At 60.1% G+C, this 17356-nt stretch carries 14 protein-coding genes and 1 riboswitch; of the genes, 6 read left to right on the top strand and 8 right to left on the bottom strand.

The features are described 5' to 3' along the window. Positions 1-107 precede the first annotated feature (107 nt). The 4 genes from AC13RC_RS11065 to AC13RC_RS11050 all read right to left on the bottom strand — a co-directional run bounded on the left by AC13RC_RS11065 (position 108) and on the right by AC13RC_RS11050 (position 4256). Complete coding sequence (locus tag AC13RC_RS11065; protein ID WP_113333021.1) at positions 108-1160, bottom strand: quaternary amine ABC transporter ATP-binding protein; 1053 nt, start codon at positions 1158-1160, stop codon at positions 108-110. Next, entirely contained in the window at positions 1153-2064 is a 912-nt protein-coding gene (locus AC13RC_RS11060; protein WP_113333022.1) for an ABC transporter permease, read from the bottom strand. The genes AC13RC_RS11065 and AC13RC_RS11060 overlap by 8 nt, the downstream gene beginning before the upstream one ends. 247 nt (positions 2065-2311) lie before the next feature. Beyond that, positions 2312-3310 carry an ABC transporter substrate-binding protein gene (locus tag AC13RC_RS11055; RefSeq protein ID WP_069613157.1) on the bottom strand — a complete coding sequence of 333 codons (999 nt, stop codon included), beginning with the start codon at positions 3308-3310 and terminating at the stop codon, positions 2312-2314. An 802-nt stretch (positions 3311-4112) separates the two neighbouring features. Beyond that, positions 4113-4256 (bottom strand): hypothetical protein, encoded by a 144-nt coding sequence (locus AC13RC_RS11050; protein ID WP_173002442.1) that lies wholly within the window; start codon positions 4254-4256, stop codon positions 4113-4115. Between the two features lie 235 nt (positions 4257-4491). Here AC13RC_RS11050 and AC13RC_RS11045 point away from each other — a divergent pair, with 235 nt between their 5' ends. Beyond that, positions 4492-5946 carry a cobyric acid synthase gene (locus tag AC13RC_RS11045; RefSeq protein ID WP_145317045.1) on the top strand — a complete coding sequence of 485 codons (1455 nt, stop codon included), beginning with the start codon at positions 4492-4494 and terminating at the stop codon, positions 5944-5946. Here AC13RC_RS11045 and AC13RC_RS11040 read toward each other — a convergent pair. After that, the gene (locus AC13RC_RS11040) at positions 5943-7739 is read right to left on the bottom strand and encodes a chloride channel protein (protein WP_113354551.1); all 1797 of its coding nucleotides are present in this window, start codon (positions 7737-7739) and stop codon (positions 5943-5945) included. The genes AC13RC_RS11045 and AC13RC_RS11040 overlap by 4 nt on opposite strands. Positions 7740-7918: 179 nt before the next feature. Beyond that, positions 7919-8317: riboswitch (cobalamin riboswitch) on the top strand. A gap of 141 nt (positions 8318-8458) precedes the next feature. On the opposite strand from AC13RC_RS11040, the gene cobU reads away from it, so the two are divergent. Genes cobU through cobO form a run of 5 tightly spaced genes read left to right on the top strand, consistent with a single transcriptional unit; the run spans position 8459 to position 15265 of the window. Next, positions 8459-8983 carry a bifunctional adenosylcobinamide kinase/adenosylcobinamide-phosphate guanylyltransferase gene (cobU, locus tag AC13RC_RS11035; protein WP_145317049.1) on the top strand — a complete coding sequence of 175 codons (525 nt, stop codon included), beginning with the start codon at positions 8459-8461 and terminating at the stop codon, positions 8981-8983. A gap of 5 nt (positions 8984-8988) precedes the next feature. Beyond that, entirely contained in the window at positions 8989-10038 is a 1050-nt protein-coding gene (cobW, locus tag AC13RC_RS11030) for a cobalamin biosynthesis protein CobW (RefSeq protein WP_488557155.1), read from the top strand. Positions 10039-10047: 9 nt separating this feature from the next. Further along, positions 10048-14028, top strand: a complete 3981-nt coding sequence (gene cobN / locus AC13RC_RS11025) for a cobaltochelatase subunit CobN (protein WP_488557154.1) — start codon at positions 10048-10050, stop codon at positions 14026-14028. Next, the gene (locus AC13RC_RS11020; RefSeq protein WP_488557153.1) at positions 14025-14624 is read left to right on the top strand and encodes a dimethylsulfonioproprionate lyase family protein; all 600 of its coding nucleotides are present in this window, start codon (positions 14025-14027) and stop codon (positions 14622-14624) included. Before cobN ends, AC13RC_RS11020 begins: the two co-directional genes overlap by 4 nt. Further along, a complete protein-coding gene (gene cobO, locus AC13RC_RS11015; protein ID WP_113333029.1) occupies positions 14621-15265 on the top strand; it encodes a cob(I)yrinic acid a,c-diamide adenosyltransferase in 645 nt (214 codons plus the stop codon). The genes AC13RC_RS11020 and cobO overlap by 4 nt, the downstream gene beginning before the upstream one ends. 13 nt (positions 15266-15278) lie before the next feature. Here cobO and AC13RC_RS11010 read toward each other — a convergent pair whose 3' ends face one another. The 3 genes from AC13RC_RS11010 to AC13RC_RS11000 all read right to left on the bottom strand — a co-directional run bounded on the left by AC13RC_RS11010 (position 15279) and on the right by AC13RC_RS11000 (position 17330). Continuing rightward, positions 15279-16082: a helix-turn-helix domain-containing protein gene (locus tag AC13RC_RS11010; RefSeq protein WP_488557152.1), complete on the bottom strand. Its 804-nt coding sequence runs from the start codon at positions 16080-16082 to the stop codon at positions 15279-15281. Then, complete coding sequence (locus AC13RC_RS11005; RefSeq protein ID WP_488557151.1) at positions 16079-16444, bottom strand: nuclear transport factor 2 family protein; 366 nt, start codon at positions 16442-16444, stop codon at positions 16079-16081. The genes AC13RC_RS11010 and AC13RC_RS11005 overlap by 4 nt, the downstream gene beginning before the upstream one ends. A gap of 100 nt (positions 16445-16544) precedes the next feature. After that, positions 16545-17330 carry a TSUP family transporter gene (locus tag AC13RC_RS11000; RefSeq protein ID WP_145317059.1) on the bottom strand — a complete coding sequence of 262 codons (786 nt, stop codon included), beginning with the start codon at positions 17328-17330 and terminating at the stop codon, positions 16545-16547. Between the last annotated feature and the right edge of the window lie 26 nt (positions 17331-17356).

Raw genomic sequence — 17356 nt, 5'->3', positions numbered from 1 at the left:
TATGTGAACACAACGACAAGATGGCTACCCATATGTCGACACGGCCATGGCGGCAGAAAAAAGCGCCCCGGTGAGGGCGCTCTATCGTTTGGGATGAAGATCAGCCGCTAGGCTGCCGCCATCTCTGCCGTCTCGTGCGATGTCGGCGTGACCATGGCGGCGATGATGCTTTGCAGATCGATCGTGCCGATAGGCTTGCCGCCCGCATCCATGACGATGGCCCCGGTTTGGCCCGCCTCGGTGATCTGCTTGGCGGCGACTTCCAGTGTCATGTCGCCGGGTACACGTGCGCCGCCCGGCTCGCCGGCAAGCGGCTTCATGATGGTCTGGGCTTGGATGACGCGACCGCGGTTCACCTCCTTCACGAAGGCTGTGATATAGTCGTCGGCCGGCTGCAGCACGATCTCCTGACCAGTGCCCTGCTGCACGACCTTGCCGTCGCGCAGGATCGCGATCTTGTCGCCAAGGCGCAGCGCCTCATCGAGATCGTGGGTAATGAAGACGACGGTCTTCTTCAGCTCCTTCTGCAGATCGAGGAGGACGGTCTGCATATCCACGCGGATCAACGGATCGAGCGCCGAATAAGCTTCGTCCATCAGAAGGATATCGGCATCGTTCGTCAGTGCGCGGGCAAGTCCGACGCGCTGCTGCATGCCGCCGGAAAGCTGGTTCGGAAAGTGCCTTTCGAAGCCCTTGAGCCCGACGCGCTCGATCCAGTACTGGCCTTTCTTCTCGCTCTCGGAGCGCGGCACGCCCTGAATGTCCAGGCCGTAGACCGTGTTCTCGATGACGGTGCGGTGCGGCAGCAGCGCGAATTTCTGGAACACCATCGCCGTTTTGTGGCGGCGGAATTCGCGCAGGTCGTTTTCGCTCATCTTGCAGACGTCAACGCCGTCATAGAGCACTTCGCCGACCGTCGGCTCGATCAGCCGGTTGATATGGCGGATCAGCGTCGACTTGCCCGAGCCGGACAGGCCCATGACGACGGTGATGGCGCCGGCCGGCATGTCGATGTTGATATCCTGCAGGCCGAGCACATGGCCATGCGTTTCATTGAGCTCGGCCTTGCCCAAGCCGTTCTTGACCTGATCGATATAATCGCGTCCGCGAGGACCGAAAATCTTATAGAGGCTTTTGATCTGGATCGCGTGACTAGCCATGAATGACCTCCGAGTGCTTCTGGAGCCTTCTGCCATAGGCCTGGCTCGTACGGTCGAAAATGATGGCAATGGCGACCAGCGCGAAACCGTTGAGGAAGCCGACGGTGAAGAACTGATTGTTGATCGCCTGCAGCGTGTTCTTGCCGAGACCGCCGACCCCAACCATGGAGGCGACGACGACCATGGCCAGCGACATCATGATGGTCTGGTTGATACCGGCCATGATGGTGGGCAGCGCGAGTGGGATCTGCACGTTGAACAGCTTCTGGCGATGCGACGACCCGAAGGCGTCGGCGGCTTCCAGCACCTCCTTGTCCACGAGGCGGATGCCGAGATTGGTCAGGCGGATCATGGGCGGCACGGCATAGATGACGACGGCGATGAGGCCCGGCACCTTGCCGATGCCGAAGATGACGACGACAGGAATGAGATAGACGAAGCTCGGCATGGTCTGCATGACGTCGAGGATTGGATTGACGATCGACTGCAGGCGATCCGAACGCGCCATCAGGATGCCGATCGGCAGGCCGATGACTATGGCGATGAGCGTACAGACGGTGACCATGGCAAGCGTGACCATCGTGTCGGTCCAGAGGCCGAAGACACCGATGAGGATCATGGAGATCGCTGTGCCGGCAACGATTCTAAGGTTGCGGCTTGCCGCATAGACCACGAGCATCATCACGATGAGCACGATGAACCAGGGCGTGTTGGTGAAAGCCCATTCGAGATAGTTCAGAAACCATTGCAGCGGCTGCACGATGGCGTCGATGAGCGTGCCGTAGGCGCGTACGGACGCCCTGAAGCCGTCATCGATATTCTTGCGTGCGAGACGGATGATTGACTCGTCTATTGCCGGAAAGTTGCAGAGCACATTCGGCAGGATCGTACACTGGATAGCCATGTATTTCCCCTTCTTAGTCCGGTTTTGTCCCGCTCCACGCGTGTGGCCTTCACGCGTGGATGGCTTGCAGCGCTGCGACCGGTTCTTCAGGCTGCCCCTGCATTCTTACTATATTCGCCACCATCAATCTGCACTCGTTGCGACCTTGCGCCATGTCACTCTGTCGGTATGAGGGTCATTCGGGTTGCACTGTGCGAATGTAAAATCGGCGGCAGGCACAAGGCCGCCGCCGATTCCGCAGCATGGATTAGAGCGAAGCCTTGATCTTGGTGGCAACGTCCGGGGCAACCCACTTGGTCCACATATCGGGGTAGGTCTTGAGGAAGTACTTGGCGCCGTCCTCGTTCGTGCCCTGATTGTCGGTCATCCAGGCGAGAACCTTGCCAACCGTGGCATTATCCCATTTGCGGGTCTTCATATAGTCCATGGCAATGCCGGCCTTGGCCGCAAAGTCCTTGGTGACGACGGTGTAGACATCCGAAACCGGATAGGAGTTCACCTTCGGATTGGCGCAGTCCTGTTGCGACGTGCAGGCATCCCATTCCTTCTTGTCATGCGGCACGTTGAAGCTCAGACGAACCATGTCGTACTTGCCGAGGATCGCGGTCGGCGCCCAGTAGTAACCGAGCCAGCCGGTCTTCTTTTCGAAGGCGTTGGCGATCGAACCGTCCAAACCTGCGGCCGAGCCGGTGTCGACGAGAGTAAAGCCAAGCTTGTCGGCGCCGAGAGCCTTGTAAAGGTTGGTCGTGGAGATCTGGCAGTTCCAGCCTGCCGGGCAGTCATAGACGGCGCCCTTGGATGGATCTTCCGGGGCCGGGAAAAGTTCAGGATGCTTCAGCGCGTCCTGAACGGTCTTAATGTCGGGATGCGCGTCGGCGACGAACTTCGGAATCCACCAGCCTTCGACGCCGCCATCGCTCAAAAGCGGTGCAGCCACGATCAGACGGCCTTCCGATACGGCCTTGTCGAGCGCGGTGCGCACGGCATTCACCCAAAGCTCGGGTGCGACGTCAGGCTGACCTTTTTCGTTCATGGAGGTAAAGGTCGGCTGTGTATCGCCGGTTACCAGGGTGACATTGCAGCCGTAACCGTTCTGCAGGATGATCTTGTCGACCTGCGCGGCAACGCCTGCGGATGCCCAGTTCATTTCAGCGATGGATACGCTGCCGCAATCTGCGGCCTGCGCCGAGCCAGCCAAAGCATAGGCGCCGAATGCAAAAATGGCTGAAGCGAGAAGCTTCTTCATTGATATCGTCTCCCAATTTTTCGTTACGTTGCGGAAATCGACTCCAACGCGTTCGATTTCTGTCGATCCCCTGTCAGCGCGGTCTGATTGCAACCGTTCATACGCCGCTGACGACGCCCGTACGGTCCCCTTTGCTGCTGTCGTGCATTTGGTCTTTTTGCGACCGCCGAATTCTGTCGCGGCCGGGCATTCTTTGCATCGACATCAATCAGCGTAAGGATTTGGATGAAGAAATCAACAGCCCATCGGGTAATGGACGTTATCGTGCCTCTTAAATAAGCGCCTGAATTAGCCTGTTTTCTGCCATTCGTGGCTGCAAAACGTCCATTACATGGCTTCCTCAAAGCTCTGTTGCTCAGACGGATTTGAATGGCGCTTAAATCTCGCGTCCCTGGAAGACGTTTTATATCTTATTTGCGCCGTTTACGCTTTCTCAACGCAAAGAGGAAAATTTTCAAAAAATTTTCAGATTCACTCTAATTTAAGCACTTAATAACCCTCCAGTAACGATGTCCGTTTATCAATCGATGCGTGGCGGGGGACATACCGCTGCTTCCCTGGATCAGGTATTGCGTACCGGGGAAAGCGAACCTTGCGGTGTATGTGCAGGGAAGCCGGCGTTTTTTGGCAAACCGCGTCGATCTCCGGATCGCGCGGTTTTCGCGCTTGAGAGGGTGCCTTTACGAGGCAGTTTGATCTGCCCGAAGCGGCACCCGTTCCATCTCGATAACGATCAAAAATAAAGCCGCCGATGCTATCGCATGGCGGCTTCTCATGTGTCGGCTAGCGGCTTGACGCGCTATTAGCCAACATTATAGGTGCGGATGAAGCCAACCGTACCGAAGCGCGTATCGAGCTGCTGCAGGCGGCTCTCCGGGCGGCGAACCGGAAGCTTGCCATTCCAGGCGATCTGGATGGAATTCTGTCTGTTGAAGATGAAGAGCATTGGGGTATCCTCCGACCCGGACCGGCCGGTTTCGTTGTTTGTTTTCGCGATGGAGATAATCCTCTTCCGCGTAACTCACAATGGATGAAATCGTCATCCAATGTCGCAAACAGAGCATGTTTGAGGGTGGTGCATTTTTGTATCGTGCTCGCTCTTTCCGGAGGCCCGGGATCACGGCAGAATCAAGGCGGAATCTAGCGTTTTCAGTGGCTGTGGCGCATCGAGGTGGTGGGGAATGACAAGAGCGATCATGCTGCAGGGAACCGGCTCCGATGTCGGAAAAACGGTATTAGTCGCAGGACTATGCCGGCTGTTCGCAAACAGAGGCGTGAGGGTGCGCCCGTTCAAGCCGCAGAATATGTCCAACAATGCCGCCGTTGCGGAGGATGGCGGCGAGATCGGGCGCGCCCAATGGCTGCAGTCGCTTGCGGCGCGGGTGCCATCATCGGTTCACATGAATCCGGTGCTGTTGAAGCCGCAATCGGAAACCGGCAGCCAGATCATCGTACAGGGCAAGGTCTGGGGCCATGCCAAGGGCAGGGACTATCAGGCGCTGAAGCCGCAGCTGCTTGGTGCCGTACTCGAAAGCTTCGCCACGATGCGGGCAGGAACCGATCTCGTTGTCGTCGAGGGAGCTGGTTCGCCTGCCGAGATCAATCTTCGACGCGGCGATATCGCCAATATGGGCTTTGCGACACGCGCCAATGTCCCCGTCGTGCTGGTCGGTGACATAGACCGCGGCGGCGTAATCGCGTCACTGGTCGGCACGTATCATATATTGCCGGAGGAAGACCGGCGAATGATCCGTGGCTATCTGATCAACAAGTTCCGTGGCGATGTCTCCTTGTTCGGTGAGGGCATAGAGGCCATCGGCGGCTTCACTGGCTGGCAATGCCATGGCGTCGTGCCGTGGCTGAAGGCGGCGGCGCGTCTGCCGGCGGAGGATTCCGTTGTGCTGGAGCGGCTTGCTCGTGGCTCGTCCGGCGCGCTCAAGGTCGCCGTGCCGGTGCTGTCGCGGATTGCCAATTTCGACGATCTTGACCCGCTGCGAGCCGAGCCCGATGTCGATCTGGTTTTCGTTCGCGCTGGAGAGCGTTTGCCCGCCGATGCAGGGCTTGTGGTGCTACCTGGCTCGAAGTCTACGATCGGTGACCTTCTCGATCTGCGTGAGCATGGGTGGGATCGCGATATTGCTGCCCATGTGCGCCGCGGCGGTCGCGTCATCGGCATTTGCGGCGGCTATCAGATGCTCGGCCATACCGTTTACGATCCGCTCGGTATCGAGGGATCGGTGACCGAGACGCCCGGATTGGGTCTTTTGGATATCGAGACGGAAATGGCTCCGGAAAAGACGGTACGGAATAGCACTGCCGTTTCCAAGGAATATGATGTGCCGCTATCGGGCTATGAAATCCATCTTGGCGTCACGCGGGGTCCGGACTGCGAGCGGCCATCGACCATGATCGATGGGCGGCCCGATGGAGCCATATCGCCGGATGGCCGTGTTATGGGCACATATCTGCATGGGCTCTTCGGCAGCGATGCTTACCGGGCGAAGCTGCTGGCAAGCTTCGGCCTTTCCGGCGAGCGCATGAACTATCGTGCCAGCGTCGATGCGGCGCTGGACGAGGTTGCGGCAGAGCTGGAAAGTGTACTCGATCCCGCCTGGCTCGACGGTCTGGTCGCCTAAAGTTCCCCCGACACTTCCCGCCGCCGGCGGTCGAGTTCTTCGCTGTAGCGGCGCAGCGTATAGCTCTCCGTCAGCAGACCGATGACCTTGCGCTCGATCAGGTCGTTGACCACGACGAGCGCTTCGCTCTTCGTCTGCTCGAACATGGCGGCTGCCTGCTTGGCGTTCATCTGCGGCTGCAGGAATTCGTTACGCAGCCGGATGAAATCGGAAAGGCCGTGCTCCTCGTCGTCTTTTTCGATCGGGCTCGCATAGACGTCGGGCACGAGAACCATTCCGGAATATTTCTCGTTCTTGTCGATCAGGATGACGCGCTGCGCCGAGCCGATCGGAAAATTCTTGCGGAATTCCTCGATGCTCATGTCGATGCTGCCCGTGTGCACGTCGGGGCGCATCATGCGGGCGACAGTGAGATTGCGGATCCAGCCGACATCGTGGGCGCTGCGGATGCTCTCGCCGCGCAAATGGAAGCGCCATGTGGCGAAGGAGTAGCCGAAGGTCGTGCGCACCACCAGCGATGAGGTGATGACGGCGGCCAGCACCAGGGCAGTGATCGGAAAGTCCCCGGTGATTTCAAGCGCCAGGAAGGTCATGGTCAGCGGGCCGCCGATGATGGCAACGGCCAGCGAGCTCATGCCGACGACGGCATAGACGACCGGCGTCAGCGTGGCATGATCGAAATAGGGTGCACAATAGGCGAAGATCTTGCCGAGCAGCGCGCCCATGAACAGCGAAGCGAAGAAGAGGCCGCCTCTGAAGCCGGAGCCGATCGATATTGCGGAGGCGAGCGATTTCAGCAGGAATAGACCCAGCAAGGCGCCCAGCGTCACGTCCGTAGACAGATTGAGATGCAGCGCGCCATGGCCGGCAGACAGGACCTGCGGCGAAATCAGCGCCAGTGTTCCGACGACCAGCCCGCCGAGCGCGGGCCGGAAAGGCGGCGCGATGGAACTTTTGCGCGCCAGTTCCTCGACCCATGCGACGCCTTGCATGATCAGGATGCCGATACCGGCGCAGAAGGCACCAAGCAGGATAGCTGGAAGATAATCTGCCGGAACGATCGCCCCGAAATGATCGATATCGATGGCGAAGTCATCGCCGGCAAGCAGTCTTGCAATCATCGTCGATATCAGTGCCGAGACGACGACAGGGGTTAGCGTCAGGATCGAATAGCTGCCGATGATGAGCTCAAAGGCATAGAAGGCACCGGTGAGCGGCGCATTGAATGCTGCGGCAATAGCACCCGCAGCACCGCAGCCGACGAGCATGCGCAGGTCCGCGCGGCGCATCTGCATCTTATAGCCGAATTTGGACGCAATGCCCGCGGCGAGCTGCGTGTAACCTGCTTCAAGCCCGACAGACGCGCCGAATCCATTCGAGATCAGGTTCTGCACGGCGACGATGATGCTGTCGGTCAGCGACATGCGGCCGCCATGCAGCGCATTGGCTTCGATCGGGTCGACCATCGGCTTCTTGCGCGTGCGCGACAATATGTAGAGCAATATGCCGAGAATGATGCCGCCGGCGATCGGCGCGATGAACAACACCGATTTGTCGGGAATCGCCATTGCCGCCGAACTCAAGCGTTCGTAGTCGGTTATACCGTAGATGACGCTGTGAAGCTTGCGCGAGATATAGCTCATCGCGGTGACGGCACAGCCGGACGCTATTCCCACCAGCGCGCCGGCAAAAACAAGTCCCAGCTCGCCACGGCGCAGCAATGCCCTGAAGCGACCGAGATCGAATAGGACCGAGAAGACGCCGAGACGTCGCGGTTGGAATTTCTGCAGCATTGGAAGCGGACGATACGTTTTGCTCGAATGTGAGGGCTTACCCTCTATAAACTCCTAACATCAAAGAAATACGGCAAAAAAGCCGCTGGTTTTATGGGAATTTTCAACCGAATTCGCAATCAGGATGGCGCAGGTCGCATCCATGCCCTTGATTGACTTGAACTCAGTGAAAGCCTAATCATTGCGGCATAACGAATGGTTCCTGAGCGGCGATCTGCCGCATGGGATGAAAAGGGAATGTGAAGGGGCGGACCCAATCCGGGCGTTCTCATCACAGCCGACCCCGCGACTGTAGAGCGGTCAGGGTCTTTCGTTCGGTTTGAAGTCTATTTCGTCGATGGTTCGCATGGGGCGAACGGGGCGGGGCAGGCGCAAATCGAAAAAGCCACTGGTGTGGCATCATGATTAACCGGGGCTGGACGCCTCTTATTCTACGAATCGTCCGCCTTTTCATGATGCATTGCCGGGAAGGTGAGAAAGATCCGCTGGTGCACGATCGGGGGCGACCGGTTTCGGTCCGCCCCCGTCGCGGCGCCTCATCCGCGAGCCAGGAGACCTGCCATGCGTGCCGGGCGCAGAGCCTGTTTTGGGACGCGAGTTCCGCTGCCAGCACGGAGGTTGTCATGGCGCAAGACGAGTTTTCGGCGTGTAGGCGCCTGTTTCCCGGTTCCAGCGACGTGCTGCCGACCCTCGCTTTTGCTCGAGAGCGGGCATAACGCATGTCGTCTTCGATTTCCCAAGCGATCTTCGTCCTTGGCGGCGCGCGTTCCGGCAAATCCAGGTTTGCCGAATCTCTGGTTTCGGACACTGGTCTTGAACGTCACTATGTGGCGACAGGGCAGGCGTGGGATGACGAGATGCGCGAGCGCATCGCCAAGCATCGTGCCGATCGCGGCGATCTATGGCAGACGCATGAGGAGCCGATGGATCTCGTCGGACAGCTTGCCGCTATCGACGCGGAGGGGCGGGCGGTGCTTATCGACTGCCTGACGCTCTGGGTGACCAATCTGATGATGGCCGAGCGGGATATGGCGGCAGAATTTGCCGCTCTCACTGCATTTCTGTCGACTGCACGATCGAGACTCGTTCTCGTTTCCAACGAGGTGGGCCTGGGAATCGTGCCGGAAAATCGCATGGCGCGCGAATTTCGCGATCATGCCGGCCGCCTGCACCAGATGGTCGCGGCGGCAAGTGCCGAAGTTTATTTTATCGCAGCGGGCCTGCCGCTGAAAATGAAGGGCTGATCTATATGAACCAGGAAAAGATTCCCGCCACCGTCATCACCGGCTTCCTGGGAGCCGGCAAGACGACGATGATCCGCAACCTCCTGCAGAATGCCGGCGGCAAGAAGATCGCGCTGATCATCAACGAATTCGGCGATCTTGGCGTCGATGGCGATGTGCTGAAGGGCTGCGGAGCGGAGAACTGCACGGAAGATGACATCATCGAGCTGACCAATGGCTGCATCTGCTGCACTGTCGCCGATGATTTCATTCCCACCATGACGAAGCTTCTGGAGCGCGATGCGCGCCCGGATCATATCGTTATCGAGACCTCGGGCCTCGCGCTGCCGCAGCCGCTGGTCGCTGCCTTCAACTGGCCTGATATTCGTACGCACGTTACCGTCGACGGCGTCATCACGGTGGTCGACAGCGCGGCTGTTGCGGCCGGCCGTTTCGCCGACGATCACGACGCCGTAGAGGCTGCTCGCGTCGAGGATGACTCGCTCGATCACGAAAGCCCGATCGAAGAGCTGTTTGAGGATCAGCTGACCTGCGCCGATCTGATCGTGCTCAACAAGACCGATCTGATCGACACCGACGGACTCGGCCGCGTGCGCGCCGAGGTTGCCTCGCGCACCGCCCGCAAGCCGACGATCATCGAGGCGAAGAACGGCGATGTACCGGCCGCTGTCCTGCTCGGCCTCGGGATCGGCACGGAAGACGATATCGTCAACCGCAAATCTCATCACGAGCTGGAGCACGAGGATGGCACGCCGCACGACCATGACGAGTTCGACAGCTTCGTCGTCGAACTCGGCCCGATTGCCGATCCGGCCGCCTTCGTCGATGCGCTGAAGGGCGTGATTGCGGAGCATGATGTGCTGCGCCTCAAGGGCTTCGTCGATGTCCCCGGCAAGCCCATGCGCCTGCAGCTTCAGGCCGTCGGCAGCCGCATCGACACCTATTTCGATCGCGCCTGGACGCCGGGTGAAGCCCGCGCGACCCGGCTTGTCGTGATCGGCCTGCACGAGATGGACGAGACGATCGTTCGCAAGGCGATCGAAGCATTGGTCTAAGGGAAATCCATGCACCTTCTCCTGGCTCAAAAGGGAACCATCAGCGACGGAGAGGAGGCGATCGATCTCGGGCAGTCGCCCGGCGATATCCTCTTTCTGTCGGCTGCCGATACCGAGCTTGCGGCTATTGCCGCGGCCCACGGAGAGGGCGGCCGTTCCCTTCGGCTTGCAAGCCTGATGAGCCTCAAGCATCCGATGTCCGTCGATACCTATATCGAGAGAACGGCGCGGCATGCGAAGCTCATCATCGTGCGGGCGCTCGGAGGAGCAAGCTACTTCCACTATGCGCTGGAAGCGTTGCATGCCTGTGCAGCGCGCCAGGGTGCCTTGATCGCGGTGCTGCCGGGAGATTCGAAACCCGATCCCGGGCTAACGCCATTTTCCAACGTCGCACTCGATGATCTCAATGCGCTCTGGTCCTATCTGATCGAGGGCGGCGAGGCGAATTCGCGGGTGTTTCTCGCCTATGCCGAGGCGATGCTCTCAGGCGCCGAGAAGCCGATGCCCGCCGTACCCTTGATGAAGGCCGGGATCTGGTGGCCGGGGCGGGGCGTGATCGGCGTCGAAGAGTGGCGGAGAGTCTCCAAAGCGGAGATGGTGATCCCTGCAGGATTCGAACCTCCGACCGTCGCGATTTCCTTCTATCGGGCGTTGGTTCAGAGCGGTGAAACCAGACCTGTCGAAGCCATGATGGAGGCGCTTATCGCTGAGGGCATGCGGCCGTTGCCGGTCTTTGCCTATAGCCTCAAGGACGCCGTGTCGGTCGGTATTCTCGAAAGTGTCTTTACCGAGCTGAAACCGGGCGTGGTCATCAATGCCACGGGCTTTGCCGTTTCAGCTCCGGGCGCGGATCGGCAGCCAACAGTGCTGGAGACTGGTGACGCCATTGTTCTGCAAGCCATCTTCTCGGCTTCATCGAAGGAGGCGTGGGAGGAATCTTCGCAGGGGCTTTCGGCGCGCGATCTCGGCATGAATGTGGCGCTCCCCGAGGTCGACGGGCGCGTTCTCGCCCGCGCCGTGTCCTTCAAGGCTGCGGCCCGCTATGATGAAAGGGTCGAGGCCAATATCGTTGCCAGCGAGCCACTTCAGGATCGCATGCGCTATACGGCGCGGCTTGCGGCCAATTGGGCGCGGCTGCGCAATACGCCGCCCGGCGATCGCCGTGTTGCGCTTGTCATGGCGAACTATCCCAATCGTGATGGACGTCTCGGCAATGGTGTCGGGCTCGATACGCCGGCCGGCACGATCGAAGTGCTGAAGGCGATGCGGGCGGCCGGTTACGGCGTTGCCGATCTGCCTGCCGACGGTGATGCGCTGATGCGGCACTTGGCGGAAGGGCCGACAAATTCGGGGTACGATGGCCGCGTGGTCGGCGAGACGCTTTCCTTCAGCGACTACAAGCATTTTTTCTCGTCGCTTCCCAAACCGATTCAAGATGAGATTACCGCGCGCTGGGGGGAGCCTGAGGCCGATCCCTATGCGTTGGATGACGGCTTTGCCCTGCCGTTCTCCCGCTTCGGGGATGTGCTCGTTGGTATCCAGCCGGCGCGCGGCTACAATATCGATCCGAAGGAGAGCTACCATTCTCCCGATCTCGTGCCGCCGCACGGCTATCTTGCCTTCTATGCCTTCCTGCGCCGCTCTTTCGATGCGCATGCGGTCATTCACATGGGCAAGCACGGCAATCTCGAATGGCTGCCGGGCAAGGCACTGGCGCTGTCGGAAAATTGCTATCCGGAAGCAATCCTCGGACCACTGCCGAACCTCTATCCCTTCATCGTCAACGATCCTGGTGAGGGCACGCAGGCCAAGCGCCGCACGAGCGCCGTCATCATCGATCACCTGACGCCGCCGCTGACGCGTGCCGAAAGCTATGGCCCGCTGAAGGATCTGGAAGCGCTGGTCGACGAATATTACGAGGCTTCCGGCGGCGATCCCCGCCGCATCCGTCTGCTGCGTAAACAGATCCTCGATCTCGTCGCCGATATCGGGCTAGATCAGGATGCCGGCATCGCCAAGGGCGAGGGCGAAGACGAGGCCTTGCGCAAGCTCGATGCCTATCTCTGCGACCTCAAGGAAATGCAGATCCGCGATGGGTTGCACATTTTCGGCGTCTCGCCCGCTGGGCGGTTGTTGACGGATTTGACGGTGGCGCTGGCAAGGGTGCCGCGCGGGCTGGGCGAGGGTGGCGATCAGAGTCTGCAGCGGGCGATTGCTCGGGATGCGTTCGAGGATGTGGGGAGTGCGATACCCCCCTCTGTCGCCTTCGCGACATCTCCCCCACAAGGGGGGAGATTGGTTGCTCGTGCTGCCCCATCGCCTCAAGTGACTGTCGAATCCGCAGATGCTGTTGGTAATAAATCGGGAGAACGAAGCGGCACACTCCAATCAATCTCCCCCCTTGTGGGGGAGATGTCAGCGAAGCTGACAGAGGGGGGTATCCCTCCGAACAAGCCATTCGACCCGCTAGACTGTGACATGGCCGCCGAATGGACCGGCCCGCGCCCCACAATTCTCCAAGACATCTCCGACGCCTCCTGGCGCACACAGGGCGATACCGTCGAGCGCATCGAACTCCTGGCCGCAGAACTCGTGAATGGCGAAACGGCCTGCCCGGAGAACTGGCCCAACACTCGCATGGTTCTCGGCGAGATTGGCTCGAAGCTCCAGCCGTCCATCCTTGCCTGCGGCGACGCGGAAATCGCGGCTCTGCTCAAAGGTCTCGACGGTCGTTTCGTACCTCCCGGCCCATCCGGCGCACCGACTCGTGGCCGGCCGGATGTTCTGCCGACGGGGCGCAATTTCTATTCGGTCGATAGCCGTGCGGTTCCGACGCCGGCGGCCTACGAGCTTGGCAAGAAATCGGCCGAATTGCTCATCCGCCGCTATGTACAGGATCATGGCGAATGGCCCGTTTCCTTCGGCCTGACAGCCTGGGGCACATCGAACATGCGCACGGGTGGCGACGATATCGCGCAGGCGCTGGCGTTGATTGGCGTCAAGCCGGTCTGGGACATGACCTCGCGCCGCGTCACCGGCTATGAGATCATCCCGCCGGCCATGCTCCGGCGGCCGCGTGTCGATGTCACGCTGCGCATCTCCGGCTTCTTCCGCGATGCCTTTCCCGAGCAGATCGCCTTGTTCGATAGGGCAATCCGCGCGGTCGGCATGCTCGATGAGGATGCAACGGACAATCCGATTGCGGCGCGCATGCGCGGCGAGATCGCGCGGCTTGAGGTGGCCGGGCTGGACACCGCGTCTGCCAGTCGTCGGGCGGGCTATCGCATCTTCGGGTCGAAACCCGGCGCTTATGGAGCTGGTCTGCAGGCGCTGATCGATGAGAAAGGCTGGGAGCGGCGCGCGGATCTGGCGGAGGCCTATCTCGTCTGGGGCAGCTATGCCTATGGCGCCGGCGAGGAGGGCAGGGCGGAGCGGGGCGTCTTCGAAGAGCGTTTGCGTTCGATCCAGGCGGTCGTGCAGAACCAGGACAATCGCGAGCACGATCTGCTCGACAGCGACGATTACTATCAGTTCGAGGGCGGTATGGCGGCAGCGGCCGAGCAGCTTGGCGGCGCGCGTCCCTCGATCTATCATAACGACCATTCGAGGCCGGAAAAGCCTGTAATCCGCTCGCTTGAAGAGGAGATCGGTCGGGTCGTGCGCGGGCGCGTCGTCAACCCCAAGTGGATCGAGGGCATCATGCGCCATGGCTACAAGGGCGCCTTCGAAATTGCGGCAACGGTAGATTATCTCTTTGCCTTCGCAGCGACGACCGGTGCGGTCCGCAATCATCATTTCGAGGCCGTCTATCAGGCCTTCGTTATCGATCAGCGCGTGCGTGATTTCATGGCAGAGAAAAATCCGGCTGCACTCAGGGAGATGCGAGAACGTCTGCTTGAGGCGATCGATCGCCAACTCTGGACGCCGAGGAGCAATTCTGCGCGGTTCGACCTGGAAAGCCTGAAGGAGGGCGAGGAGGCGGCGGCATGAGTACGGTCGACGAGCTTCTGGCCGCCTTTCGGGATTATCTGCAATCGCGCAGTGATCCAGTGCTACGGCATTTCATTGAAGGCTTCGACTGGTCGATGAAGAAGCGCTTGCTCGTGCCGCAGGACTTGCCCGTCGTCGATTATCTTCGAAAACATGATCGGTCTCGCGATGGGGCGGAAGGTGTGCTGCTCGGCAGGCTCCTTCAAGCCGTGGACGAACTGCATTGGGCGCAGACCTACAGCATCACCGATTTCGGCGCGGATTTCCTCGAGAGATACGGCTGGGTCGAGCTTTTTGGCACGCGCGGGCATTTCACAACCAAAGAGATGGCCGGCGGTTTTCTCTTGCTTGGTCCCGGCGTGCACTATCCGGATCATCATCACGAGGCGGAGGAAATCTATATTCCTCTGACCGACGGCTCGCTATGGAGCAAGGATGCCCAACTGTTCCTGCCGCGCTGGTCGGGTGAGATCATCCATCACCCCTCGAATATCCGCCACGCGATGCGCACGGAAGATCAGCCGCTTGTCGCGCTCTACATCTGGCGTGGCGGGCCGCTGGCACAGAAATCGATAATATCAGGGAGAATGCAATGAGCGACGAATTGGCCGAAACCGGTGCGGGCGTGCCGAAGAACGACGATGCCCGTCACGCCGACAAGATGGCCAAGAAGAAGGCCGCGCGCGACAAAATCATGGCGACCAAGACCGACGAGAAGGGCTTGATCATTGTCCATACAGGTAAGGGCAAGGGAAAATCCTCCTCCGCCTTCGGTATGATCTTCCGCCACATCGCCCATGGAAAGCCGAGCGCGGTGGTGCAGTTCATCAAGGGCGCCATGTGGACCGGCGAGCGCGACCTGATCGAAAAGCATTTCTCCGACCTCTGCCAGTTCCATACGATGGGTGAAGGCTTTACCTGGGAGACGCAGGATCGCGCCCGCGACGTTGCGGCGGCCACGGCTGCCTGGGAAAAGGCCAAGGAACTGATCCGCGATGAGCGCAACTCCATGGTGCTGCTGGATGAGATCAATATTGCGCTTCGTTACGATTACCTCGACATCAACGAGGTGCTGGAGTTCCTCAAGAACGAAAAGCCTTACATGACCCATGTCGTCTTGACGGGCCGCAACGCCAAGGAAGAGCTGATCGAGATTGCCGATCTCGTGACCGAGATGGAATTGATCAAGCATCCTTTCCGCTCGGGTATCAAAGGGCAGCCGGGCGTCGAGTTCTGATCGCGGGCGGCTGTCAACCGCCCGGCAGCATCGTCTTCAGTTTTTCCGCCGTCTGCGGGTTTGCGGGAAAGAAGGATTCGATCGCCAGCTCCGACAGGGTGACATCGACAGGCGTTCCGAAGACGGTCGTTGTGGACAGAAACGAGAGATGTCCCGTATCGGTGACAAGCTCCAGCGGCACGGCAATGCCGGCGAAATCCCGTTCCGGAGCCGTCGATTTTGGCGCAGCCGGTGCGGGATAGGCGGATAATTCCGCCAGCAGTTTTGTCAACACGGGATCGCCGGTTGCCGATATCTGCCGGCGCAGGCGCTCCAGCAGATGCGCACGCCATTCGGAGAGATTAGCGATCCGGGGCGCCAGGCCATGCGGATGCAGGCTCAGACGCAGGACATTGATTGGTCCTTCGATCAGCGAGGTATCGGTCACGCCGGCAAGCAATGGTGCGACGGCGGCATTGGCAGCGATCAACGTCCAGTGACGGTCAACAGCCAGGGCTGGGAAGGGCTCGTGTCCTTTCAACAGCATGTCGATGGCGCGCCGCGCGGGGGCAAGTGCCGGGTCGTCCAGTTTGCGCTCTGGAAAGACCGGCGCAAATCCAGCCGCCAGGAGCATCGGATTGCGTTCGCGCAAGGGAACGCCGAGCCGTTCGGCGAGATGCATCAGCATCTCGCGGCTTGGAAGCGCCCGCCCGCTCTCGATGAAGCTCAGATGTCGCTGCGATATATCGGCTTCAAGGGCGAATTCGAGCTGGCTCAGGTGGCGGCGCTGCCGCCATTCGCGCAGATGGTCGCCGAGAGAGCGGGCCGGGTTCATCATGCGGCAACCGGCAGCTGATCGATGAAGCCGTGAACGGACTTCAGTCGCTCGCCTTCGAGGATGGCGAAATCCGTGCCCTTAATGAGCGGTTCCGCATCGGCCGGGCCGAAACCCCAGGAGAAGCGGAGATTATCGCCGTGGCGCTCGCCTTCGCCGATGAGGGTGAAACGGAAGCCGGGGAAGCGCTCGTGCGCCGCGGTGACGAGTGCGTGGATCTGTTCGCGGTTATCGGCACGCATTATTGGGTCGACATAGCTGCAGTCTTCCGTCCATGCCTCGGCGATGAGCGCACGGCGACGTTCGGCATCGGCCTCGTTCCAGATGGCGATATAGCGGTCTGCAATGGTGTTCGCATCAGTCATCGGTCAACTCCTTTGGATCGCCTGAACCGTTCAGGCAGGGCGATCATCGGCGCGGACCGAAGTACTATCAATTACGTCGGAGGTAATCAAAGGCCCGTTTTTAGAGGCCGAGCCAGATCCTGACGGGATGGGTGGGGTCCGCCAGCAGCTTAATCGCGAAGGCGATGCAGACGATGACGAGCAGCGGCTTGATCAATTTCGCACCAATGCGCATGGCGAGTCGCGAACCGAGCTGGGCGCCGAGGAATTGGCCGAGCCCCATCGTCAGACCGACTTTCCAAAGGATGGCGCCGGAGGAGATGAAGACGATCAGGCCGCCGAGATTCGAGCCGAAATTGAGCAGCTTCGTATGCGCCGTCGCCTTCAAGAGGCCGAAGCCGGCGAGGGTCACGAAGGCGAGCATCAGGAACGAGCCGGTTCCGGGGCCGAAGGCGCCGTCATAGAAGCCGATCAGCGGCACGAACGTTACGCCGAAAAGCCCGGCGCTCATGCGCCGATGCTTTTCGATATCGCCGAGATTGGGTTTCAGGGCGAAATAGAGCGCAATCGCGATCAGAAGGAAGGGCAGGATGATGCGCAGAACCTGGCTTGGCATGATGGTCGCCAGCAATGCACCGAGCATGCCTCCGATCACAGCCATCGCCGCCATCGGAAGCTGTTCGCGAAGTTGCACGTGTCCTTGCCGGGCATAGGCGATCGTTGCGGAGGCTGCGCCGCAGATGGACTGCACCTTGTTCGTGCCGAGGGTCTGCAGCGGCGGAATACCGGCCAGCAGCATGGCAGGCACGGTAATCAGCCCACCGCCGCCGGCGATCGAATCGACGAAACCAGCGAAGAACGCGGCGGCAAAGAGCAAAAGCAGCAGTTGAAATGTGATATCTGGCAAGGTGGGGAACTCTGAGGCGGGAATTA

The sequence above is a fragment of the Martinezella sp. CNPSo 3890 genome, from assembly GCF_057784455.1.
This window is presented reverse-complemented; position numbering and strand designations above follow the sequence as displayed.